This is a genomic window from Parageobacillus thermoglucosidasius (assembly GCF_001295365.1).
In the GTDB taxonomy this organism is placed as follows: Bacteria; Bacillota; Bacilli; order Bacillales; family Anoxybacillaceae; genus Parageobacillus; species Parageobacillus thermoglucosidasius.
Map to the genome: position 1 here is coordinate 3,506,359 of NZ_CP012712.1, position 22,446 is coordinate 3,528,804.

The 22,446-nt window shown below is 46.5% G+C and carries 22 protein-coding genes, 1 other RNA gene and 1 other annotated feature; of the genes, 4 read left to right on the forward strand and 19 right to left on the reverse strand.

Annotated elements, in window-relative coordinates:
* Together AOT13_RS20250 and AOT13_RS17320 are read left to right on the forward strand one after the other, a co-directional pair.
* On the forward strand, window positions 1–171 hold the full coding sequence (locus AOT13_RS20250) for a hypothetical protein (protein WP_155116375.1): 171 nt from the start codon (window positions 1–3) through the stop codon (window positions 169–171).
* Between the two features lie 44 nt (window positions 172–215).
* The gene (locus AOT13_RS17320; RefSeq protein WP_042383469.1) at window positions 216–866 is read left to right on the forward strand and encodes an RsfA family transcriptional regulator; all 651 of its coding nucleotides are present in this window, start codon (window positions 216–218) and stop codon (window positions 864–866) included.
* A 35-nt stretch (window positions 867–901) separates the two neighbouring features.
* Here the strand turns inward: AOT13_RS17320 and AOT13_RS17325 are convergent, their stop codons facing one another.
* The 11 genes from AOT13_RS17325 to AOT13_RS17375 all read right to left on the reverse strand — a co-directional run bounded on the left by AOT13_RS17325 (window position 902) and on the right by AOT13_RS17375 (window position 14,323).
* Window positions 902–1,666, reverse strand: a complete 765-nt coding sequence (locus AOT13_RS17325) for a tRNA threonylcarbamoyladenosine dehydratase (protein ID WP_042383466.1) — start codon at window positions 1,664–1,666, stop codon at window positions 902–904.
* Between the two features lie 145 nt (window positions 1,667–1,811).
* Window positions 1,812–1,996, reverse strand: a non-coding RNA gene (ssrS, locus tag AOT13_RS17330) — 6S RNA.
* Window positions 1,997–2,051: 55 nt separating this feature from the next.
* On the reverse strand, window positions 2,052–3,827 hold the full coding sequence (gene aspS, locus AOT13_RS17335) for an aspartate--tRNA ligase (RefSeq protein WP_042383464.1): 1,776 nt from the start codon (window positions 3,825–3,827) through the stop codon (window positions 2,052–2,054).
* A 14-nt stretch (window positions 3,828–3,841) separates the two neighbouring features.
* Complete coding sequence (gene hisS, locus AOT13_RS17340; RefSeq protein ID WP_042383462.1) at window positions 3,842–5,113, reverse strand: histidine--tRNA ligase; 1,272 nt, start codon at window positions 5,111–5,113, stop codon at window positions 3,842–3,844.
* Window positions 5,114–5,165: 52 nt separating this feature from the next.
* Window positions 5,166–5,399: a binding site (T-box leader), on the reverse strand.
* Window positions 5,400–5,453: 54 nt separating this feature from the next.
* Window positions 5,454–5,639: a hypothetical protein gene (locus tag AOT13_RS17345; RefSeq protein ID WP_061577858.1), complete on the reverse strand. Its 186-nt coding sequence runs from the start codon at window positions 5,637–5,639 to the stop codon at window positions 5,454–5,456.
* Window positions 5,640–5,737: 98 nt separating this feature from the next.
* Complete coding sequence (gene dtd / locus AOT13_RS17350) at window positions 5,738–6,196, reverse strand: D-aminoacyl-tRNA deacylase (RefSeq protein ID WP_003248937.1); 459 nt, start codon at window positions 6,194–6,196, stop codon at window positions 5,738–5,740.
* 14 nt (window positions 6,197–6,210) lie between these two features.
* Window positions 6,211–8,406, reverse strand: a complete 2,196-nt coding sequence (locus AOT13_RS17355) for a RelA/SpoT family protein (RefSeq protein ID WP_042383460.1) — start codon at window positions 8,404–8,406, stop codon at window positions 6,211–6,213.
* 188 nt (window positions 8,407–8,594) lie between these two features.
* Complete coding sequence (locus AOT13_RS17360) at window positions 8,595–9,107, reverse strand: adenine phosphoribosyltransferase (RefSeq protein WP_003248934.1); 513 nt, start codon at window positions 9,105–9,107, stop codon at window positions 8,595–8,597.
* Entirely contained in the window at window positions 9,107–11,464 is a 2,358-nt protein-coding gene (gene recJ / locus AOT13_RS17365) for a single-stranded-DNA-specific exonuclease RecJ (protein WP_042383458.1), read from the reverse strand. Before recJ ends, AOT13_RS17360 begins: the two co-directional genes overlap by 1 nt.
* A 128-nt stretch (window positions 11,465–11,592) precedes the next feature.
* Window positions 11,593–13,845 carry a protein translocase subunit SecDF gene (gene secDF, locus AOT13_RS17370; protein ID WP_003248932.1) on the reverse strand — a complete coding sequence of 751 codons (2,253 nt, stop codon included), beginning with the start codon at window positions 13,843–13,845 and terminating at the stop codon, window positions 11,593–11,595.
* A 181-nt stretch (window positions 13,846–14,026) separates the two neighbouring features.
* Complete coding sequence (locus tag AOT13_RS17375; protein WP_003248931.1) at window positions 14,027–14,323, reverse strand: post-transcriptional regulator; 297 nt, start codon at window positions 14,321–14,323, stop codon at window positions 14,027–14,029.
* 117 nt (window positions 14,324–14,440) lie between these two features.
* Here AOT13_RS17375 and spoVB point away from each other — a divergent pair, with 117 nt between their 5' ends.
* Both spoVB and AOT13_RS17385 read left to right on the forward strand, forming a co-directional pair.
* Window positions 14,441–16,003, forward strand: a complete 1,563-nt coding sequence (spoVB, locus tag AOT13_RS17380; RefSeq protein WP_003248930.1) for a stage V sporulation protein B — start codon at window positions 14,441–14,443, stop codon at window positions 16,001–16,003.
* A 69-nt stretch (window positions 16,004–16,072) separates the two neighbouring features.
* Window positions 16,073–16,447 carry a TIGR04086 family membrane protein gene (locus AOT13_RS17385; protein ID WP_013876538.1) on the forward strand — a complete coding sequence of 125 codons (375 nt, stop codon included), beginning with the start codon at window positions 16,073–16,075 and terminating at the stop codon, window positions 16,445–16,447.
* 44 nt (window positions 16,448–16,491) lie between these two features.
* Here the strand turns inward: AOT13_RS17385 and yajC are convergent, their stop codons facing one another.
* The 8 genes from yajC to AOT13_RS17425 form a co-directional block, all read right to left on the reverse strand.
* Window positions 16,492–16,770, reverse strand: a complete 279-nt coding sequence (yajC, locus tag AOT13_RS17390; protein ID WP_003248928.1) for a preprotein translocase subunit YajC — start codon at window positions 16,768–16,770, stop codon at window positions 16,492–16,494.
* Window positions 16,771–16,800: 30 nt separating this feature from the next.
* Window positions 16,801–17,943 carry a tRNA guanosine(34) transglycosylase Tgt gene (tgt, locus tag AOT13_RS17395; protein WP_003248927.1) on the reverse strand — a complete coding sequence of 381 codons (1,143 nt, stop codon included), beginning with the start codon at window positions 17,941–17,943 and terminating at the stop codon, window positions 16,801–16,803.
* A 17-nt stretch (window positions 17,944–17,960) separates the two neighbouring features.
* Window positions 17,961–18,989 (reverse strand): tRNA preQ1(34) S-adenosylmethionine ribosyltransferase-isomerase QueA, encoded by a 1,029-nt coding sequence (gene queA / locus AOT13_RS17400; protein ID WP_013876537.1) that lies wholly within the window; start codon window positions 18,987–18,989, stop codon window positions 17,961–17,963.
* 22 nt (window positions 18,990–19,011) lie between these two features.
* A complete protein-coding gene (locus AOT13_RS17405) occupies window positions 19,012–19,218 on the reverse strand; it encodes a DUF2905 domain-containing protein (RefSeq protein WP_013400323.1) in 207 nt (68 codons plus the stop codon).
* Window positions 19,211–20,215: a Holliday junction branch migration DNA helicase RuvB gene (gene ruvB / locus AOT13_RS17410; protein ID WP_003248925.1), complete on the reverse strand. Its 1,005-nt coding sequence runs from the start codon at window positions 20,213–20,215 to the stop codon at window positions 19,211–19,213. Before ruvB ends, AOT13_RS17405 begins: the two co-directional genes overlap by 8 nt.
* 13 nt (window positions 20,216–20,228) lie before the next feature.
* Window positions 20,229–20,828: a Holliday junction branch migration protein RuvA gene (gene ruvA, locus AOT13_RS17415; protein ID WP_042383455.1), complete on the reverse strand. Its 600-nt coding sequence runs from the start codon at window positions 20,826–20,828 to the stop codon at window positions 20,229–20,231.
* Window positions 20,829–20,943: 115 nt separating this feature from the next.
* Entirely contained in the window at window positions 20,944–21,426 is a 483-nt protein-coding gene (locus AOT13_RS17420) for an intercompartmental signaling factor BofC (RefSeq protein ID WP_042383530.1), read from the reverse strand.
* Window positions 21,427–21,612: 186 nt separating this feature from the next.
* Window positions 21,613–22,353 carry a YebC/PmpR family DNA-binding transcriptional regulator gene (locus AOT13_RS17425; protein ID WP_013400321.1) on the reverse strand — a complete coding sequence of 247 codons (741 nt, stop codon included), beginning with the start codon at window positions 22,351–22,353 and terminating at the stop codon, window positions 21,613–21,615.
* Between the last annotated feature and the right edge of the window lie 93 nt (window positions 22,354–22,446).

Sequence of the window (22,446 nt, forward strand, 5' to 3'; positions counted from 1 at the left end):
ATGCAAAAAGGCACCAGTGAAAAATCTGGTGCCTTTTTCGATGATGGCAGGAATGAATATTCTAAGCAACCAGCAAATCCCCGAGTTGTCATGATGCAGATCCATAAAAAAATGATTAGTAAACTTTTGACTTGGATAAAATATATAGAAAGTTTAAATTTTCCAGTATGAGGAAAGAATATCATCTATCAACATCGATTGCGGGGTGCAGTGGAATGAAAACACGACAAGACGCTTGGACTCATGAAGAAGATATTTTATTGGCGGAGACAGTGTTGCGCTACATTCGCGAAGGGGGCACGCAGCTTGCTGCGTTTGAAGAAGCCGGCGACCGCCTTAACCGGACAGCGGCAGCATGCGGATTCCGCTGGAACGCCGTAGTGCGGAAACGCTACGCAGAAGCGATTGAATTAGCAAAAAAGCAGCGGAAAGAACGGAAACGGGCATTAGAGCAAGTGAAAAAAAAGCAGCAAACAGAAAATCAAGCGCAGCCGCTTTCGGCCGATTTCACCTCTTTCCAACAAGGAACATCCTCTTTCCTTCCAGTTCCTGCTATCACTCTTGATCAATGCATCGCTTTTTTGCAAACATTAAAGTCTGATGCGGAGCATTCAGAAATGATCAAAATGGAAAACGAGCGGCTAAAACACGAAAATGCGCAATTGCGGACGCACAATGAAAAGCTGCAAGAAAAATTGGAACGTCTGGAAAAACAACAATCCGCTGTGAAAGAAGACTACGAGGCATTAGTAAAAATTATGGAACGCGCCCGCAAATTGATCTTAGAAGAAGAGTACGGAGTGCAGGCAGCCCATATTTTCCGAATGGACAAAAACGGAAATTTAGAACATATCGCCAAATCTTGATAAAAAATGTCGCAGAGCGTTTTCTGCGACATTTTTCATTCTTCCCCGACCCGATAAATTTTAATATCTTTTAAAAGCTCGCGTACAACATATGAAGCCATAATCAGCCCCGCTACTGATGGAACAAAAGCGTTCGAAGATGGCGGCATTTGCGCTTTGCGAATCGGTGATTGGTCATTGCCGACCACCTTGCGGACATCTTCACGAATAACGACCGGCTTTTCATCGGAAAAGACGACAGGAATGCCTTTCCGGATCCCTTCTTTGCGCAATTTCGCGCGAATCACCTTCGCGATCGGGTCCGTATGGGTTTTGGAAATATCGACGATGCGGAAGCGCGTCGGATCCATTTTGTTGGCAGCGCCCATGCTTGAAATAATCGGGATGTTGCGCTTTAAACATTCTTTCATTAAATGGACTTTATAGATGATCGTATCGGAAGCATCGATAACAAAATCAAGATCATAGCTGAAAAATTGCTCATATGTTTCTTCGGTATAAAACATTTGCAACGCGATAACGTCACATTCCGGATTAATATCGGCAATGCGTTCTTTCATTAATTCCACTTTTGGGCGGCCGATCGTGGAAAGAAGCGCATGAATTTGCCGGTTAATATTGGTTATATCCACATTATCGCGATCAACAAGTACAAGCCGCCCGACGCCGGAACGCGCCAACGCCTCGACAGCGAATGAACCGACTCCTCCGACGCCAAGAACGGCAACCGTTGCGTTTTTTAATTTTTCCAGCCCTTCTTTGCCAATTGCCAATTCATTGCGCGAAAATTGATGTAACATCTACACCCTCCGTTGCATTGTTCTTTTTTCATACCGCTTTTTATCCTACAATAACAAACAGCTAAATTTCAATCTGATTTTAAAAAAATAAAATCCCTATGTAAAGCATCGCCTTTACATAGGGATTTTTTGGCAACCATCACGTGCAAGTCCCAATCGTGCCGTCGATGCCTTCGTTTTGAACCCGCTCCCAAGCAGGTGGGTGCCCTGTTCCAAGATTTGCACGTCCTTGAACACTAAGGCATGTACGCCGCTTGGAAACTCCGGGCTCCCGCATAACTTATTGTTCGGTCAAAACAATAGGTTATACGACGAACACATCAGGACTGATTTGCGTTAATTGTACCATACACTTTGCGTCTTTGCAACGAAATAACAAATATTGCTACTCCGTTTTTTCCGGCTGGATAACTAAGCGCAATTCTGCTAATTGTTGTTCGCTAACCGGACTTGGCGCCTCTGTCAGCAAGCAGCTGGCACTGGCTGTTTTCGGAAACGCGATCGTATCGCGCAAGTTCGTGCGTCCCGCCAGCAGCATAACAAGGCGGTCCAAACCAAGCGCAATGCCGCCATGTGGCGGAGTGCCATATTCAAACGCTTCTAATAAGAAGCCAAATTGCTTGCGCGCTTCCTCTTCTGTAAATCCGAGAGCGCGGAACATTTTTTCTTGCACGTCCCGCTCAAAAATACGCATCGAACCGCCGCCAAGCTCATAACCGTTTAACACAAGGTCATATGCTTGCGCTCTTACTTTTTCCGGGCTTGTCTCCAATTGCGGCAAATCTTCGCGCACCGGCATGGTAAACGGATGGTGCGCCGCGTAATAACGCCCATCTTCTTCATCATATTCTAACAGCGGCCAGTCGATAATCCAAAGGAAGTTAAATTTCGTTTCATCAATTAAGTTCAAATCTTTTCCAAGTTTTAAACGCAACGCGCCAAGCGCATCAGCGACAACTTCTTTACGATCGGCGACAAACAGCAACAAATCGCCGTCTTCTGCCATAAGCGTTTCGATAAGCCCGCTTCGTTCTTCTTCGGTGAAAAATTTGGCGATTGGCCCTTTCAGCCCGCCTTCTTCCACCTTCAGCCATGCCAGCCCTTTTGCGCCGTAACGCGCAACAAATTCGGCGAGCACATCGATATCTTTGCGAGAGTATGTACTTGCCGCCCCTTTCACATTAATCGCCTTCACTTGCCCGCCGTTTGCAACAGCACCTGCAAATACTTTGAAAGAAGAATGTTTCACGATTTCCGAAACATCGACGAGTTCTAAACCAAAGCGGGTATCCGGCTTATCGGAACCGTAACGGCTCATTGCTTCATCATAAGACATGCGCGGAAATGGCAAAGAAACTTCGATTCCTTTTGCCACTTTCATCACATGCGCCATCATCCGTTCCGTTAACTGCATAATGTCTTCTTGACTCATAAACGATGTTTCAATATCGATTTGCGTAAACTCCGGCTGGCGGTCTGCGCGCAAGTCTTCATCGCGGAAACAGCGGGCAATTTGATAATAGCGTTCAAATCCGGCCACCATCAACAGCTGCTTAAATACTTGCGGAGACTGCGGAAGCGCATAAAACTCGCCGGGATGGACTCGGCTTGGCACTAAATAGTCGCGCGCTCCTTCCGGAGTGCTTTTCGTCAAAATTGGTGTTTCCACTTCTAAAAAGCCTTCTCCGTCTAAAAAGTCGCGAACCGCCTTCGTTACCCGGTGCCGCAATTGCAGCGTGCGGAACATCACCGGGCGGCGCAAATCTAAATAACGATATTTAAGGCGCACTTCTTCGGCCACGTCTGTTTGATCGGCGATGGTAAACGGCGGCGTTTTGGCTTCGTTAATGATCGTTACGCGCTCTGCCTGAATTTCAATTTTCCCTGTTGGAATATTTGGATTGACCGTTCCCTCCTCGCGGGCAACGACGGTTCCTTCCACGCTCAGCACGTATTCATTCCGCACCTTTTCCGCCACATGTAATGCTTCTTTTGACACCTCCGGGCTGAACACGACTTGCACGATTCCCGTCCGGTCGCGGAGATCGATGAAAATCAGCCCGCCAAGGTCGCGGCGCTTTTGCACCCAGCCTTTTAAAACAACTTTTTCGCCAACCGCTTTCTCCGTAATTTCCCCGCAATAATAGGTCCTTCCAAACACGCCTGCAATCCCTCCTACGACAATCGTTCTTTTAAATAGTCAACGACAGAAGGCAGCGGCACTTCCGTTTGCTCGCCTGTGCCCATCTCTTTGATGTTGATTACTTCTTTTGCAAGTTCATCCTCTCCGAGAATCGCCACAAACTTCGCATTTAAGCGATCTGCCGCTTTCAATTGCGCCTTTATTTTCCGGTCTTGATAATCTTTATCAGCGACAATGCCTGCTTTCCGCAGCTCGTGAACAAGCTGTACCGATTCCTCTTTTGCTTTTTCGCCAATGGCGACAACGTAACAGTCAATGCCGCGTTGGACCGGCAACGCTACTCCTTCGGCGTCTAAAGCGGCCAACAGCCGTTCAATGCTTAACGCAAAGCCAATTCCTGGCGCCTCTGGCCCTCCGATTTCTTGCACCAATCCGTTATAGCGGCCGCCGCCGCATAATGTCGTAATCGCGCCAAACCCTTCCGCATCGCTCATAATTTCAAACGTCGTATGGTTGTAATAATCCAGCCCGCGCACGAGGCGAGCATCGACTTCAAATGGAATTCCTAATTTTGCTAAGTAAGCTTTCACTTTTTCAAAGTAACGGCTCGATTCCTCGTTTAAATAATCGAGAATCGACGGCGCTGTCGCCATTAATTCATGGTCACGGTCCTTTTTGCAGTCTAAAATGCGAAGCGGGTTTTTTTTCAGGCGGACTTGACAATCTTCGCAAAACTCATGAATCCGGTTTTGGAAATGATCGATCAGCGCCTGGCGATGCGCCTTTCTGCTTTCTATGTCACCCAAGCTGTTGATGACAAGCCTTACTTTTTTTAATCCCAATGATTGGTACAACTCCATCGCCATCGCAATGACTTCAGCGTCAATTGCCGGATCATCGCTTCCAAGCGCTTCGACGCCAAACTGGACAAATTGGCGGAACCGTCCTGCCTGCGGCCGTTCATAGCGGAACATTGGCCCGATGTAATATAACTTAATCGGCTGATTCGGATCGCCATACATTTTGTTTTCAACGAACGAGCGCACCACCGGAGCGGTCCCTTCCGGGCGAAGCGTTATGCTTCTCCCTCCCCTGTCTTCAAACGTATACATTTCTTTTTGCACAATGTCGGTCGTATCGCCAACGCCGCGTAAAAACAATTCCGTATGCTCAAAAATCGGCGTGCGGATTTCGCGATAATTGTAACGCCTGCAAATATCCCGCGCTATTTTTTCGACATATTGCCATTTTTCTGTTTCACCAGGCAAAATGTCTTGCGTTCCTCGTGGAATTTGAAAAGCCATGTCAAACCTCCTTACATCCAAAATAAAAACGCCCTTCTTCCCTATTATACAAAATAGGGACGAGAGCGTTATTTCCCGTGGTGCCACCCTAATTGAAGCAAAATGCTTCCACTTTTTACCGATAACGCGTGTCTCGCGTTCCCTTTTACTGGCGCAAACAGCGCGTTCAAAGGGAAACCTACGGAGTGTCTTTCGTTAAGTCATCATGGAGAAATGCTCCCAGCCTAAGGCATTTCCTCTCTGGCCATGTGTATTCTTAACTACTTTTCTCCGTCATTGGTTGTCATTATGTACAATTTTTATAACTTATCTTACGAATAAACAGTGGTTTTGTCAAGTTTTAAAAACGGGAGATTTGCTTTTTTAATTTTTGCACATCTCTTAACGTTAACCCAAACTCGGACGCCAATTCAAACGCCGTATGTTCCGCCTCTTTTCTCATAAATTCATGAAAGTCAATAGAAAACAATTCGCTTGCTTTCCGCTGGGCAAATTCTCCTTTGGCACTATGCCGCATTTTGCTCATCCTTCCTCTTCCATGTCTTTTTTTATTGTTCCCATTTCAGCAAAAAATAAAATGCTTTGGAAGGATGGCATGTTAAGACATAAAAAAACGGGCGAACATTATTTGTTCCCCGCTTTTTCCTTGCTTTCCACCATCAACGTAACCGGACCGTCATTAACCAGTTCCACTTCCATCATCGCGCCAAACTTTCCTGTTTCCACCCGAATGCCTTTTTGGCGAAGCGCTTCGTTCAACGCTTCATAAATCGGCAAAGCATGATCCGGCCTTGCCGCCTCCATAAAGTTTGGCCGCCGTCCTTTCCGGCAGTCTCCATACAAGGTGAATTGCGAAACAGATAAAATTTCTCCGCCAACGTCGAGCACAGAAAGGTTCATTTTTCCAGACTCATCCTCAAAAATGCGCAAATGCGCGATTTTATCGGCAACAAACGCCGCGTCTTCGCTCGTATCACTATGAGTGACACCGACAAGAAGAACGAGGCCATGGCCAATAGCTCCGACAATTTCTCCATCCACTGTCACTTTCGCACGTTTTGCTCGTTGTACTACAACTCTCATCTCACTTTTCCTTTCTAATTGTTCATAATTCGCTGCACTGAGTAAATATCGGAAATTTGCTTGATTCGGTCGACAATTTTTTGTAAATGGCTAATATTGCGAATGGCAATCGTCATATGAATGGTCGCGATTTTATTGCGGTGATCGGATCTTCCCGAAACGGCGGAAATATCCGTTTTCGTTTCATTGACTGCTTGCAACACTTCATTAAGCAATCCGCGGCGGTCATACCCGGTAATCTCAATCTCCACATTATATTCACGATTGGATTTATCGCTTTCCCATTCCACCGAAATTAAGCGGTCCGCCGCTTCCTCCGATTGCACGTTGGGGCAATCAATGCGATGAACGGAGATTCCGCGTCCTCTCGTAATAAAGCCGATAATTTCGTCGCCGGGAACCGGATTGCAGCAACGCGACAGACGAATAAGCAAGTTGTCCATCCCTTGGACGCGAATGCCGCAATCGCGTTTTTTCGCGACTGGCACCTTTGTTTCTGACATCGTTTCTGTCAATTTCTTCTGTTGTTCTTCCAAATCGCGCTGTTTACGCCATTTGTCTGTTAAACGGTGAGCAATTTGCGCAGCGGTAATGCCATGAAACCCGACAGCGGCGTACATGTCTTCCTCGTTCGAAAAATTAAATTTTTCCGCAACGCGCTTGACATTTTCTGCTGTTAAAATTTCTTTGACATCAAATCCGAGGCTGCGGACTTCTTTTTCGACAAGCTCTCTTCCTTTTTCGATATTTTCTTCGCGGCGTTGCTTTTTGAAAAACTGACGGATTTTATTTTTCGCATGTGACGTTTGTGCCAGCTTCAGCCAGTCTTGGCTTGGCCCATAGGAATGCTTCGATGTTAAAATCTCAACAATGTCGCCTGTCTGCAGCTTGTAATCAAGCGGCACCATTTTGCCATTGACTTTGGCACCAATCGTTTTATTGCCAATTTCCGAATGGATGCGGTAGGCGAAATCAATCGGCACCGAGCCGGCCGGCAACTCAATGACATCCCCTTTTGGCGTAAACACAAACACCATATCGGAGAATAAATCCATCTTTAACGATTCCATAAATTCTTCTGCATTGCTCGCATCATTTTGCCATTCCAAAATTTCCCGGAACCACGACAGTTTTTCTTCGAACGAATTCGGTTTGATCGTCTTTCCTTCTTTATAGGCCCAGTGTGCGGCAATGCCAAATTCAGCGATTTGATGCATTTCAAACGTGCGGATTTGCACTTCCAGCGGCTCGCCTTTCGGGCCGATAACCGTCGTGTGCAGCGATTGATACATATTCGGTTTCGGCATCGCGATGTAATCTTTAAAACGCCCCGGCATCGGCTTCCAGCATGTGTAAATAATGCCTAATACAGCGTAACAGTCTTTAATGCTGTTCACGATAATGCGGACGGCAAGCAAATCGTAAATTTCGTTAAACTGCTTGTTTTGCATGACCATTTTGCGATAGATGCTGTAAATATGTTTCGGTCTTCCGTAAATTTCGCATGGAATAGAGACTTCGTTCAATCGTTCGCGCACTTCTTGAATGACTTCTTCCAAATATTGTTCCCGTTCGGCCCGCTTCTTCTTCATCAAGTTGACAATGCGATAATATTGCTGCGGATTTAAGTAGCGGAGGGCAGTGTCTTCCAGTTCCCATTTAATTTTTGAAATTCCAAGGCGGTGTGCCAATGGCGCAAAAATCTCCAACGTTTCATTGGCGATTCTCCGCTGTTTTTCAATCGGCAAATGTTTCAATGTCCGCATATTATGAAGGCGGTCCGCTAATTTAATTAAAATGACGCGGATGTCTTGCGCCATTGCCAAAAACATTTTCCGGTGGTTTTCTGCTTGCTGTTCTTCCTGGGATTTATATTTAATTTTCCCTAGCTTCGTCACGCCATCAACGAGCATCGCCACTTCGCTGCCGAATTCCCGTTCCAAATCTTCCTTCGTCGCTTCCGTGTCTTCGACAACATCGTGCAGAAATCCGGCCGCGATCGTGGCGGGATCCATTTTTAAATCGACTAAAATGCCGGCGACTTGAATCGGATGGATAATATACGGCTCACCGGATTTGCGATATTGATCGCGATGAGCGCGGTCGGCAAATTCATACGCTTTTTTTATAAATTCGACATCTTTTTCCGGCAAATAGTAGCTTGCCTGTTCAAAGACTTGTTCCGCTGTTAACACCTGTTCGTTGGCCATAGGATCCTATCACCTTTGCGTATAATAAAATCATATATTGATTACTATTATCATGAAAAATTTTTTTCATGTAAAGAGTTATGCAACACGCCCTGTTGCCCGGCAAAACAACCGTAATAAGAAAGAGCACTCTCTGGAGTGCCCTTTTATTTCTTAATTGTAGCGGATTAATCCAATCATGTCGATGGTTAGAATTGCATAAGCGTTAAAATATCGTAACCTTCTAATTTTTTGCGTCCTCCCAGCTCGGTAAGCTCAATCAAAAAGGCAATGCCGGCGACGACGCCGCCAAGCTGCTCAACAAGCTGAATCGTCGCGCGAATGGTTCCGCCTGTCGCCAATAAATCGTCTGTAATTAATACCCGTTGCCCTGGCTTAATCGCATCTTTATGCATCGTCAATACGTCTTTTCCATATTCAAGACCGTATTCGACACGAACGACTTCACGCGGAAGCTTTCCTTCCTTGCGCACCGGGGCAAACCCAACCCCAAGCGCATACGCAACAGGGCAGCCAATAATAAAACCTCGCGCCTCCGGACCGACAACAATGTCGATTTTCTTTTCACGCGCGTATTGAACAATCTGGTCCGTGGCATATTTATACACTTCGCCTTTATCCATCAATGTGGTAATATCTTTAAACATAATCCCCGGTTTAGGGAAATCAGGAACAATTGTCACATATTGTTTCAAGTCCATTATGCATTTGCCTCCTCATATGTGTGCAAACCTTTCATTTCAAAAAGACACCGCTTTAATTGTTCATATGTGGAATATAAAAAAAGACTTTCCAGCTCATACTGAGCTTGTTTCAAGCGATAAGTCGGCGATTCGCTTAAATCTCGCTTAGCCGGCTGAGGAACAAGCGATACGATGCCATCCCGTTGCGTTATAAATTCCAGTTCAAGAAACACTTTCGCCATAAACCAGACGGTTTCTTCCGTCCAGCCACGCGCACGTGCCAACTCTCCGCCGTGTTTCGCCAAATTAAACATGCCCCGCTTCCGCAAAAACGCGTAAAACCACTTAAAATGTTCACGCGTCGGCAACGTGCGGAAAAAATGAGTCTCCCTTTGATAGAATAACGCATAAATGCGTGCAGGTAAACTAGAACGTAATAACATTTTTATCATTTCCAAAGACGGAGGCATATCCAACAGCACCACATAGCGGCCATCTAAACAAAGCCGCGATGCTTCTTCCGCTGAGGCGGCATAATAAATCTCTTCTTTATATGCTCCGATTCCTAACGCATCCGCCGTATCTTCGCGAAACATAATGAGCATCCGCTTATCTGGCGGAAGCGCTGCAATCAGCGACCTTACATCGCGCATACCGCGAATATCAAACAGCTGGCATTCATGCACCGCCATATCATAAATCATCAGCTGCGGCTTGCGAAGATGATTCCACTCATTAATAACAAGCTCGCCGACAACCGACACTTTCGCATCCGGAGCGATTTCATCGCGCAAATATCCGAAGCCGAAGCCAACGCTATCAATTGCAGCGCCATTTTGCGCAAAAACGGCCTTTAAATGCGATTGATCGGCACCGACGCGGCGCATCGTTTCCACTGACACATTTTCCATTAAAAAAAGAGGTTTGGCATTACCGACACCAAATGGAGCGAATTTTTCCAGCTGCTCCGCCACCGCCATGGTTAAATCAGATACGGAACAAACCGCGTCAATCGATGTTATTGGCGTAAAATCATCGTCTGTCAGCATATCGTCAGCAAGCGCGTTAAGACGCCGGCGCAATTCGCCAACATCTTCAAGAGACAGCGTCATTCCCGCTGCCATCGGATGGCCGCCAAAATGCAGCAAAATATCGCGGCACGTCGACAAGCTTGAAAACATATCAAACCCGTGAATGCTTCGCGCCGAACCTTTCGCAATTCCTTTTTCCACATCAATGCTTAGCACGATCGTCGGGCGATAAAACTGTTCGACCAGCCGGGATGCAACAATGCCAATGACTCCGGGATTCCATCCTTCTTTGGCCACCACCAGCACTTTATTCTCAGATGGCGGAAATTGTTCCTGTATGATTTGTGCCGCTTCTTCCGCGATTTCCGCGACAAGCTGCTGCCGTTCCCGGTTTAAATCATCCATTTCTTTCGCAAGCCTTTTTGCTTCTTCTTCATCCTCCGTCATCAGCAATCTTACAGCGGGATCGGCTTCCCCCAATCGCCCGGCCGCATTCATCCGCGGCGCAATGATAAATCCCACCGTTTGCTCGTCAATTTTTTCTGCGTCTATCCCGCATTGTGTACACAATGCGCGCAATCCTATACGTTTTGTCTTTCGCAACTGCTCAAGCCCTTGCGCCACCAATACGCGATTTTCGCCGGTAAGGGAAACGAGATCGGCGATCGTTCCGATTGCGGCGACATCCAATAAATAGCGCGGCACCTCTCCGAGCAGCGCATGCGCAACTTTAAACGCCACTCCAACCCCGGCTAATTCTCGAAACGGATATGTACTTCCAGGCTTTTTCGGATGAATGATTTCATACGCTTCCGGCAGCGTCGGCCCCACTTCGTGATGGTCGGTAATAATGACATCCATCCCGAGCTCGTTGGCAAGCGCCACTTCCTTCACCGCGGCAATGCCATTATCGACCGTAATAATCAAGGAAAATCCCTGATCCTTTGCCCAGCGAAACGCTTTTTCATTCGGGCCATATCCTTCGGTAAAGCGGTTGGGAATGTAAAAATCCACAATGGCGCCAGCTTCCTTCAGCGCACTGACCATTACCGTCGTGCTGCTTACGCCGTCCGCATCATAATCGCCATATACTAAAATATGCTCCCCATCCTGTATCGCCCGCTGAATCCGCGCGACCGCCCGCTCCATCCCATCTAGCAAAAACGGATCATAAAACGGTTGTTTCAGCGGATATAAAAACGCGTTCGCCTCTTCTGCCGTGCGGACTCCGCGATGGACAAGAAGGGTGGCAATAAGCGGATCGATCCGCAATTGTTCCACTAAATGCTTTACGATATTTTCGTCGGGCCGTTTTACATCCCAACGTGTTTTTGCGATTAACATGTATCCCACCTCAACTCTTCCTATTATACCAAAATAAAAAAAAGAGCGGGCAAGAAGTTACTTCTGTTAAGAAGCAAAAATGCTCCATGGAAACATGGAGCATTTTTGGCCGGCAGCTCTTTCGTTCATTATACTTGTGGTTCTAGTTCTTTTTCCGGGCGTTTTTTCGCTTTTCCTTTTTTCAGTTGGTTCCCTTTCCAAACAACCCATAATTGGGCAGCGATAAATAACGAAGAGTAAACCCCGCAGACTAAACCAACGAAAAGGGCAACATTAAAGTTGAAAATCGCCTTGCTGCCGAAAATCAGCAGAGCAACAACGGTGAAGAGTACCGTCAACACTGTGTTAATGGAACGGGTTAGCGTTTGTTGCAGCGCTCTGTTGACAATATGTTTCAAATCATCGACCGTCTTCACTTTGCGTTTTTTCATTAAATCGCGGACGCGGTCGAACGTAACAATCGTATCGTTAATGGAATAACCGATAATCGTTAACACCGCGGCAATGAATGTTAAGTCGACTTCCAAACGAGTCAGGCTGAAAAACGTAACGATGAAAAACGCATCGTGAAGCAACGCAACAATCGCAGCAAGCGCCATATACATTTCAAAACGAACCGTTACGTAAATAATAATCCCGATGGAGGAAATGAGCACAGCGATCAGCGCATTGCGCGCCAATTCTTTGCCAACAACCGGAGATACGGTGCTGACGTTCGGTTCTGAACCGTACTGCTGTTTAAAATGCATTTTAAGCTCCGCGATTTCTTTTTTGCTTAACACGCCGATAAACCGTGCGACACCGACATTATTATGATCGCCTGATAACACGATATCTTTCGGTTTTAAGCCAAGTTTTTGAAACTCGCCTTCTAGCTGCTGGACATTGATTGGCTTGTCGCTCATCACTTCAACGCGCGTACCGCTTGCAAAGTCGATGCCGAGATTCAGCTTCATCGTTAATAAAGCGATGATGCCAACCACTGTCAACAAACCGGAAAAAATAAAAAACTTTTTGCTATGTTTTACGAAGTCCAAACGGTCAAATTTTGTCGGCACTTCCGTATGGTCTGTTATTTCAGCGATATTTAAGATTTCTGATTTTTTTACGCCAAAGTAACCCGGTTTGTTATTGAGAATGCGGCTGTTGACAAGCAAACCGAGCAGCAACCGCGTGCCGTATACCGCTGTGATGAAGCTCATCAAAATACTGATGATCAGCGTTGTTGCGAACCCTTTTACCGAGCTTGTCCCGTAAATAAAGAGAACAACACCAGCAATAATCGTCGTAATGTTCGCATCAAAAATGGTCGCAAACGACCCCTTGTTTCCGGAGCGGAACGCCGACATAATCGATTTGCCGAGCTTAATTTCCTCTTTAATCCGCTCATATGTAATAATGTTGGCATCGACCGCCATCCCGACCCCTAAAATAAGGGCGGCGATTCCCGGCAATGTCAGCACGCCGTTCATCCAATCAAAAATAAGCAGCGTAAGGTAAATATAAACGGTTAATGTAATAACAGCAATAACCCCTGGCAAACGATAAAATAAAATCATAAAAAGGAAAATTGCCGCAACTCCCACAATGCCGGCAAAAACGGTTTTTTGCAGGGCATTTTGGCCAAACTGTGCCCCGATTGATGTCGAGTAAATCTCTTTTAACTCCACAGGAAGCGCGCCGGCATTCAGCAGGTCAGCCAATTGTTGCGCTTCTTTTACGGTGAAGTTGCCTACGATCGAAACATCCGTTTGGTTAAATACTTGGTTGACCGCTGCCGCGGAAATAAATTTTGGGTCTGCTTTTCCCGCTTCTTTTTTGTAAGAATCTTCTCCCTCTTTAAAGTCAAGCCAAATGACCAATAAATTGTTTGGCGGTCCCATTTTATATACTTTTTCCGTCACTTCTTTAAATTTATCCGCGTCTTTTAATTTGATCGCGACACTCGGCTTTCCGTTTTCGTCAAATGTCAGCTTGGCCCCACCTTGGACAAGGTCGCTGCCATCCATTAACACATGGTCATTCACGTCACGAAACGTTAATTTCGCTTGTGTCGCTAAAATTTCACGGGCTTGGTTTTGGTCTTTTATGCCAGCAAGCTGCACGCGAATCCGGTTTTTCCCTTCTATTTGAATATTCGGCTCGCTGACGCCAAGCACGTTGATCCGGCGGTTTAACGCGCTCACCGTGCTTTTTAACGTATCGTTATCGATTTTGTCACCTTTTTTCGCCGGTTTCACTTCATAAAGCACTTCAAAGCCGCCTTGCAAATCAAGGCCCAATTTAATATTATGTACAATTCCTTGAATCGTCGGCCCCATTACCCCTGCCAACAGCAAGAGCAACAGGAAAAACGCGACAATGCGATTGCGTTTTACCATAATAAAAAATCCTCCTTCAGCTCTTCTTGCCGCTCTTCCTTCGACCTTCCGCCAGACAAACATTGTTTTCACAAAAAAAGCAAGGCTGATCGCAACAAACGATGGCCGCAAACATCAGACCTTTCTGCATACCCATTCCCATTATGAAGGAGCAAACGGAAACTGTCAATTTTCTACATCACTATAATAATTCCTTTAATACCGTTTCTAAATCATCATTGCCGGAAGAACGCTGTTCTTTATATGACTGCATCGTCACAAACGACATGTATTCGCCGATTTGCAGCGACAAAATATCGTTGACAAGCTCAAATAGCTTTTTTTCTTCTTTGAAGTTTTTCCACTTTTTTTGCACTAAACAATTCCATATTTGTTCCATTGTCACTTGGTTATAGCCAAGCAAGCGAAATTCATCATACTTGCATTGCAATGCCGGCATCAGTTGTTCGCGCAATTCCTTTTGTTTCTCCTTTTCCATTCTTTTCCCTTCTCCCCTTGATAAAATCCGCCATCATCCTTGTCATGCTTGTTTATATCGACTGCATATAGTTAATTGTATAAAAGATTACCGCATTTGAGAAGGTAGGGAGAGACGATGTCCAAATTTTTACGAGGAACGATGATTTTAATCGTTGCCGGTTTGATTACAAGAGTGCTTGGATTTGTCAATCGGATTGTCGTCGCCCGCGTCATCGGCGGGGAAGGGGTTGGGTTGTACATGATGGCAATGCCGACGCTTGTGCTAGCGATAACGATCACGCAAATGGGGCTGCCTGTCGCCATTTCGAAACTAGTGGCAGAAGCCGAAGCAGTCGGCGACCGGCAAAGAGTGAAGCAAATTCTTGTCGTTTCTTTAACGATGACTGGCATACTTAGCGTTATTTTCTTTCCTGCCATGATTTTGCTCGCTCCGTTTTTGTCGCAAACATTGTTTACGGACCCGCGCACCTATTATCCGCTGATCGCCATCGCCCCCGTCGTCCCAATCATTGCGATTTCTTCCGTGCTGCGCGGGTATTTCCAAGGAAAACAGCAAATGAAGCCATACGCGTATTCACAGCTATTAGAGCAAATCGTCCGCATCAGCTTAATAGCCATTTGCACAAAAGCGCTGTTGCCATACGGCATTGAATATGCTGCTGCGGGCGCCATGCTTTCGTCGGTAATCGGCGAATTCGCATCGCTATTATACTTGCTTTACATGTTTAAGTTAAAAAAATCGATGAAAGTGCGCGCAAAGTTTTTTCAATATGTCAAAGCAGGGAAGCAGACGTTTATCAGTTTAATGCGCATCGCGTTGCCAACGACAGGAAGCCGGTTAATTGGTTCCCTTTCCTGGTTTTTGGAGCCGATTGTCGTGGCGAACAGCTTGGCCATCGCCGGGGTCGCAACGACGCTGGCTACAAAGCAATACGGCCAGCTGACTGGATATGCGCTTCCATTATTAATGCTGCCATCTTTCATTACGTATTCATTATCCACGTCTCTTGTTCCGGCAATTAGCGAAGCAGCGGCGCAAAAGCAAACATTACTGGTGGAACACCGCATTCAGCAGGCAATGCGCCTTTCCCTTGTCACCGGCGGGCTCTCTGTCGTCGTCTTATATGTGTTTGCGGAACCGCTCATGCTGCTGATGTATGGCACCAGCGAAGCGACCCATTTTGTCAAAGTGATGGCGCCGTTTTTCTTATTCTATTACTTTCAAGGCCCGCTGCAGGCGATATTGCAAAGCCTTGATTTAGCGAAAGCAGCGATGACAAACAGCCTCATCGGCGCAGCTGTCAAAATTGCCTGCATTTTCGCATTGGCAACCCAGCCAAACTTAGGAATTATGGGAGCGGCATTGGCCATTGCGATCAATACGGTGCTGGTTACACTGCTGCATTTTGCAACGGTCGTTAAAGCAGTGTCATACTCCGTTTATGTAAGCGAATATGCAAAAACATGTCTATCGATCATGGCAGCGGGAGCCGCTGGATATATATCATTCCACCATACTTTCGTTATGTTCTCGCTGCCGATGCGGACGTTAGCGGCTATTGCGGTGACAACCACCGTTTATTTGCTTCTATTGATCATTTTTCAATTGATGAAACGAGAAGAGCTTGCGCAAATTCCAGCAATCGGTGCCTTTTTTGCGAAAAAAAACCGCAAATAAACTTCTAAACACGTCCAAATAAGAATATACTTTGGTAAAACAATTATCGAGCGACAAGGGGGGAGGGAGATGGCAAGACTCGGAACAGCCATTGTTTACGGAATCGTCACGATTTTCTTATTGGCGGCTCTCATCAGCTTCTTTTTATCTCTCATTCTCAAATGGACGGACATACAAGAATCTTCACTAACATGGGTGATTTTCGCCGGATCGCTTCTTTCGGTATTCATCGGGGGGTTTGTGGCCGGAGGGAAAGGAAAAGAAAAAGGTTGGTTTACCGGCGGGACCACCAGCTTGCTATTTTCCTTCATTGTATTTCTGTTTCAATTTTTAGGATTGGAAAAAGCGTTCACCCTTGAACAATGGCTGTATCATCTTAGCTTTTTTGTCGCAGCGGCAATTGGCGGAATTGCCGGAGTAAATATAACCGCATCGCGAAATTAAACAATGACGGCTACCTTCGCTGAAAAAAGGTAGCCGTTTTCCATTTACTTATTTTCGGACACAACCTCGCGCACTGCCGAGCGGTCGTAAGTAAGACGCGTTCCGTCTCCGGCGCGGATGACCACTTTATCTTCGTCGACCGAATCGATGATTCCATGCAGACCGCCGATAGTGATGATTTTATCCCCTTTCTTTAAATTGGCTTGCATTTGCTGAATCGCGCGCTGCCGTTTTTGCTGCGGCCGAATCAACAAAAAGTAAAAAATAACAAAAACAAAAATAATTGGAAGTAAATTCATAATCGTCGCTGATGTCGCTGACATAAAATCCCCTCTTTCTTAGTCATATTTTATTTAAAAGTTTTTTGCATTCGGTTTATTAAAGCCATAACGTTCAAAAAATTCATCGCGAAAATCCCGGAGCCGGTCTTCGCGAATCGCCTGTCTGACCTGCTCCATTAATTTTATCAAAAAATAAACGTTATGGTAAGAAGTTAGACGAATCCCAAACGTTTCGTCACATTTGATGAGATGGCGGATGTATGCACGCGTATAATTGCGGCACGTATAACAGTCGCAGTTAGGATCAAGCGGCGAAAAATCGCGGGCGTATTGCGCGTTTTTGATGACGACGCGCCCTTGGCTTGTCATGACGGTTCCATTGCGCCCGATCCGTGTCGGAAGCACGCAGTCAAACATATCAATGCCGCGAATCGCCCCGTCAATAAGCGAATCCGGCGAACCGACTCCCATCAAATAACGCGGCTTGTCTGCCGGCAGAAGCGGTGTCGTAAACTCGAGCACGCGATTCATCACTTCTTTCGGCTCGCCAACAGAGAGGCCGCCGACCGCATATCCCGGAAAATCTAACGACACTAAATCTTGCGCGCTCTGTCTGCGCAGATCTTCAAATTCCCCTCCCTGCACAATGCCAAACAAGCCTTGCACATCCGGGCGCTTGTGCGCTTTTAAACAGCGCTCCGCCCAACGGCTTGTCCGTTCGACGGACTGTTTCATATATTCATATGTTGCCGGATATGGCGGGCATTCATCAAACGCCATGATAATGTCGGAACCGAGTGCGTTTTGAATTTCGATCGCCTTTTCTGGAGACAAAAATAGTTTATCTCCGTTTAAATGATTGCGGAAATATACCCCTTCTTCCTCGATTTTCCGAAAATCGCTTAAACTAAACACTTGAAAACCGCCGGAATCGGTTAAAATGCCGCGGTCCCAATTCATAAACGAATGAAGGCCCCCGGCTTCTTTGACGATTTCGTGCCCTGGCCGCAGCCATAGATGGTACGTATTGCTCAAAATAATGCCTGCGCCCATCTCTTTTAATTCTTCCGGCGATAACGTTTTGACAGTCGCCAACGTCCCTACCGGCATAAACATCGGTGTTTCAAACGAACCATGCGGCGTGTGGAGCACTCCAAGCCGCGCACCCGTTTGTTTGCATGTTTTGATAAGCTCGAAACGAATCGGTGATGTCAAGCCAACGCTCCCCTTTCTTAAATAATCAACATGGCATCGCCGAAGCTAAAAAACCGGTACCGCTCTTTAACCGCCACGTTGTAAGCATGCAAAATATTTTCGCGGCCGGCAAGCGCACTGACAAGCATAATCAGCGTTGATTTCGGCAAATGAAAGTTGGTCACTAAGCCATCGATCGCCTTAAACTCATAGCCTGGATAAATGAAAATATCCGTCCAGCCGCTTTCCGCAACAAATGTGCCGTCATGTCTTGCCGCGATCGTCTCCAACGTGCGCGTGGACGTCGTGCCGACAGCAATAATGCGGCCTCCTTGCCGCTTTGTTTCGTTTAACAATTGTGCCGTCGCTTCCGTCATTTGATAAAATTCGGCGTGCATATCATGTTCTTCAATGTTTTCGACATTGACAGGGCGGAACGTGCCAAGCCCAACGTGGAGAGTGATAAACGCGATATGCACCCCTTTGGCGCGGATATCGTCAAGAAGCTGTTCCGTAAAATGCAGTCCGGCTGTAGGCGCCGCCGCTGAGCCGATTTCACGGGCATATACAGTCTGATAGCGTTCCGGATCAGCCAATTTTTCTTTAATATAGGGAGGCAACGGCATTTCCCCAAGCTGTTCAAGCACTTCATAAAAAATACCCCGGTAAGAAAATTGCAAAACGCGGCCGCCATGTTCAAGCGTATCAACGCATGTCGCTTGCAGCCGCCCGTCGCCGAAAATAATTTTCGTGCCGGCTTTTACCCGCTTTGCCGGTTTTACAAGCGTTTCCCACCGGTCTCCTTCCAATTGTTTCAGCAACAACACCTCAATGTGGGCGCCGGTATTTTCTTTTTCCCCGTAAAGCCGCGCCGGCATCACACGTGTGTCATTCAGAACGAGGCAATCCCCTTCACGCAAATACGATAAAATGTTGCGAAAAGTTTCATGGTGGATTTCGCCGGTTTTTTTATCAAGCACCATCAACCGCGATGCGTCGCGGTTGGGCAGCGGTGTTTGCGCAATCAGCTCTTCCGGTAAATCAAAGTCAAACAAATCGATTTTCATTTTTCTCACCTTGCCTTGTTGTTTAGCGGAATCGACCAAGCACATAAAAAATGAGGGACAGCACAATGCTTAGCAAAATCGATGTAACAATCGGAAAATAAAAAGTCGTGTTCCCTTTCCGGATAATAATGTCGCCCGGAAGCCGCCCCAGTTTTATAAACTGCATGAGAAACCCGATAATAATGAGGACAGCTCCAACGGTCATGATAAGCTTAGGCAGGCTATTCATGTTTTGGAACCTCCATTCCAACATGCTTGTAAGCAGCAGGGGTGACAATGCGGCCGCGCGGGGTGCGCTGTAAAAAGCCGATTTGCAGCAAGTACGGCTCGTAAACATCTTCAATCGTCTGTGCCTCTTCGCCGATCGTTGCGGCAATCGTGTCAATGCCAACCGGTCCGCCGTTAAACTTTTCTATAATCGCTTCGATCAATTTATGGTCGATATGATCAAGGCCAAGCCGGTCGACTTGCAGCAGCTCGAGCGCCTCTTTCGCCAGCGAAAACGTGATCGTTCCGTCCCCCCGGACTTGGGCAAAATCGCGGACGCGGCGCAAAAGGCGATTCGCAATGCGCGGCGTTCCCCGCGAGCGCCGGGCAATTTCCAGCGCAGCTTCCGCCTTAATGTCCACGTGCAAAATCTCTGCTGTCCGCATCACTATTTGCGTAAGATGTTCCGGCTGATAATACTCCAATCGGCTAATCACGCCAAAGCGGTCGCGGAGCGGTGCGGATAAGGCGCCAGCTCTTGTCGTGGCGCCGACAAGCGTAAACGGGGGCAAGTCAATGCGGATGGAACGGGCGGTTTGCCCTTTTCCAATCACGATATCCAAGCAATAATCTTCCATCGCCGGATACAGCACTTCTTCGACAGAACGGTGCAACCGGTGAATTTCATCAATGAATAGCACATCTCCTGGCTCCAAAGAAGTTAAAATCGCCGCTAAATCGCCGGGCCGCTCAATCGCCGGGCCGGAAGTCGTGCGAAGGTGAACTCCCATCTCATTCGCAATAATTCCTGCCAACGTGGTCTTTCCCAGCCCGGGAGGACCGTACAGCAGCACATGATCAAGCGTCTCTTCGCGCATTTTCGCCGCTTCGATAAATACTTTTAAATTATCTTTCACCTTATCTTGTCCAATATATTCATGTAAAAATTTCGGGCGGAGACTATATTCCAGCGAAATGTCTTCACGATGGACATCGCCGGAAACAAGGCGTTCTTCCATGTTCCTCCCCTCCCTATTTTAACAGTTGCTGAAGCGCGCGCTTCACATATTGGTCCGTGGACAAGTTTTCTTTCATTAACGATGGCACTACTTTTTGAATTTCCCGTTCCGCGTAACCGAGCGCTTTTAACGCCTCGATCGCCTCCTCGAGAGCAGATAAATGTGACGGTTCTTCTTCGGGATGAAACAAATCTGGATATGTTCTAGCAGCGACAGCAGTAAGCTTCCCTTTTAAATCGAGAATCATCTGCCGCGCCGTTTTTTTTCCGACTCCAGGAAACTTGCATAAAAATGTTTCGTTCTCTTGTTCGATCGCTTCGACAAGCTGCTCGGGCCGCCCCGCCGCTAAAATCGCCAAACCGCCTTTTGGGCCGATTCCCGAAACTTGCAACAGCTTTGCGAACAGCGCTCGTTCTTCGCGGGTGCGAAATCCGTACAAAGCAAGCATATCTTCACGGACATATTGGTATGTATAAACCGTTACGATCGTATCGCGGCTTTCTTGAAACGAAAACGGGTTGGGCGTATAGATTTGGTACCCAATGCCGTTGTTGTCGATCACAATATATTCCGGGCAAACATAATCAACGTATCCGCGGATAAATTCAATCAACGCTGTACCCCTCTCTTTTCTTTCCTGCCTTTCCATTGTATCATACCATTACATTATAACAAAAAGCGAATGTATATTCCTATAAAAACAAAAAAAGACTTACCAAAAGATAAGTCTATTGTCTGAAAGCGAAATGGCGGTATGTTTCGATCATGTCTTGATATTGCGACTTGGAGACGACGCGAATCCCTCGCTTCAACTGCTCATGCTGGCGGCTTTCCAGCTTTTTTACATCAATTTGAAAAAACGATTGAATAATCCGCGTCGAATGAGCGGGCTTTCCTTCAAAAATCGATAACGTTCCATCTTCAGTAATGCCAAAATACCCGTTCGCTTTCAATAATGGCGAAATATCATCCACCGTTTTGCGAAATACAAGCGTTTCATCATCCATATTCACAAGCTGCCAGCCTTTATATTTTTTCCATATGTCTTTCATGGACATAAAGGTTTCTGCCTTTGTCTCTTCGCTCACTTCCCCGTCTAAATATTGCCGTTCCAAAATAATCGTCATTTTTATTGGCGCCGGCGCTGCAAATGCAGCTTGGACAAACAATGCATGGAAAAACATCACGAAGAAAGCGGCTAACATTCGCATTTCCTTTTCCTCTCTTTCAAGGTAAAAATAAATGCTCAACTTTATTTTCACCAATGCAAGAAGTTTTATCCGCTTTCTTTCCACTGCCGCACTTTTTTCCGTGTTTGGCCTTCCCGGCACAGCCTGTGCCCCATTTGGCGAAAAAATAATGCCCTATACGACTGCGTATAGGACATTATGTGACCGTTACTCATCGAGCACGGACTCGTCCAAGTTGTGGTACACTTCTTGGACGTCGTCGTCGTCTTCGAGCGCATCGATCAGCTTCAACATTTTTTTCAAATCATCGCCGGCCAGTGTCGTATATGTTTGCGGAATCATCGTAATTTCGGCACTGACAAACGAAAAGCCTTGCTTCTCCAACTGTTCTTTAACTTCTTCAAACGTTTCCGGCGTTGTATAAATTTCAAACGAATCTTCGGTTGTTTCCATCTCTTCCGCTCCTGCTTCAATCGCCTGAAGAAGCATGTCGTCTTCATCGATGTCAAGCCCTTCGCGGGCGATAACGAGCAGCCCTTTTCGATCAAATAAATAAGAAACGCAGCCGGCTTCCCCTAAATTGCCGCCATTTTTCGAAAATGCCACCCGCACGTTGGAAGCAGTGCGGTTTTTATTATCCGTTAAGCAAACAACCATCACCGCAACGCCGCCAGGCCCATATCCTTCATAGCGAACTTCTTCGTAGTTCGTCTGTTCTTGGCTCCCCGTTGCTTTTTTGATGGCACGCTCGATATTTTCATTCGGCATGTTCGCCGCTCTTGCTTTTTCAACAGCAAGACGCAAGGCTGGATTGGCCGCCGGATCGCCTCCGCCTGTTTTAGCGGCTACATAAATTTCTTTCGCCAGTTTCATAAACAGTTTGCCGCGCTTAGCATCTTGCGCGTTTTTACGGCGTTGAATGTTCTTCCACTTCGAATGTCCAGCCATAGAAATTTCTCCTCTCATCGCAACGAAATTTCCGATATTACTATATCAAAAAAACGAGAAATTGTCATAATAAAAACGGGAATGCCTTGAAAA

Excerpts from the sequence above, each read along its gene's own strand:
- AOT13_RS20250 (WP_155116375.1), top strand. The coding sequence starts at position 1 with ATGCAAAAAGGCACCAGTGAAAAATCTGGTGCCTTTTTCGATGATGGC.
- AOT13_RS17320 (WP_042383469.1), top strand. The coding sequence starts at position 216 with ATGAAAACACGACAAGACGCTTGGACTCATGAAGAAGATATTTTATTG.
- AOT13_RS17325 (WP_042383466.1), bottom strand. The coding sequence starts at position 1,666 with ATGTTACATCAATTTTCGCGCAATGAATTGGCAATTGGCAAAGAAGGG.
- hisS (WP_042383462.1), bottom strand. The coding sequence starts at position 5,113 with ATGGCTTTTCAAATTCCACGAGGAACGCAAGACATTTTGCCTGGTGAA.
- AOT13_RS17345 (WP_061577858.1), bottom strand. The coding sequence starts at position 5,639 with ATGAGCAAAATGCGGCATAGTGCCAAAGGAGAATTTGCCCAGCGGAAA.
- dtd (WP_003248937.1), bottom strand. The coding sequence starts at position 6,196 with ATGAGAGTTGTAGTACAACGAGCAAAACGTGCGAAAGTGACAGTGGAT.
- AOT13_RS17355 (WP_042383460.1), bottom strand. The coding sequence starts at position 8,406 with ATGGCCAACGAACAGGTGTTAACAGCGGAACAAGTCTTTGAACAGGCA.
- AOT13_RS17360 (WP_003248934.1), bottom strand. The coding sequence starts at position 9,107 with ATGGACTTGAAACAATATGTGACAATTGTTCCTGATTTCCCTAAACCG.
- recJ (WP_042383458.1), bottom strand. The coding sequence starts at position 11,464 with ATGTTAATCGCAAAAACACGTTGGGATGTAAAACGGCCCGACGAAAAT.
- secDF (WP_003248932.1), bottom strand. The coding sequence starts at position 13,845 with ATGGTAAAACGCAATCGCATTGTCGCGTTTTTCCTGTTGCTCTTGCTG.
- AOT13_RS17375 (WP_003248931.1), bottom strand. The coding sequence starts at position 14,323 with ATGGAAAAGGAGAAACAAAAGGAATTGCGCGAACAACTGATGCCGGCA.
- spoVB (WP_003248930.1), top strand. The coding sequence starts at position 14,441 with ATGTCCAAATTTTTACGAGGAACGATGATTTTAATCGTTGCCGGTTTG.
- AOT13_RS17385 (WP_013876538.1), top strand. The coding sequence starts at position 16,073 with ATGGCAAGACTCGGAACAGCCATTGTTTACGGAATCGTCACGATTTTC.
- yajC (WP_003248928.1), bottom strand. The coding sequence starts at position 16,770 with ATGTCAGCGACATCAGCGACGATTATGAATTTACTTCCAATTATTTTT.
- queA (WP_013876537.1), bottom strand. The coding sequence starts at position 18,989 with ATGAAAATCGATTTGTTTGACTTTGATTTACCGGAAGAGCTGATTGCG.
- AOT13_RS17405 (WP_013400323.1), bottom strand. The coding sequence starts at position 19,218 with ATGAATAGCCTGCCTAAGCTTATCATGACCGTTGGAGCTGTCCTCATT.
- ruvB (WP_003248925.1), bottom strand. The coding sequence starts at position 20,215 with ATGGAAGAACGCCTTGTTTCCGGCGATGTCCATCGTGAAGACATTTCG.
- AOT13_RS17420 (WP_042383530.1), bottom strand. The coding sequence starts at position 21,426 with ATGCGAATGTTAGCCGCTTTCTTCGTGATGTTTTTCCATGCATTGTTT.
- AOT13_RS17425 (WP_013400321.1), bottom strand. The coding sequence starts at position 22,353 with ATGGCTGGACATTCGAAGTGGAAGAACATTCAACGCCGTAAAAACGCG.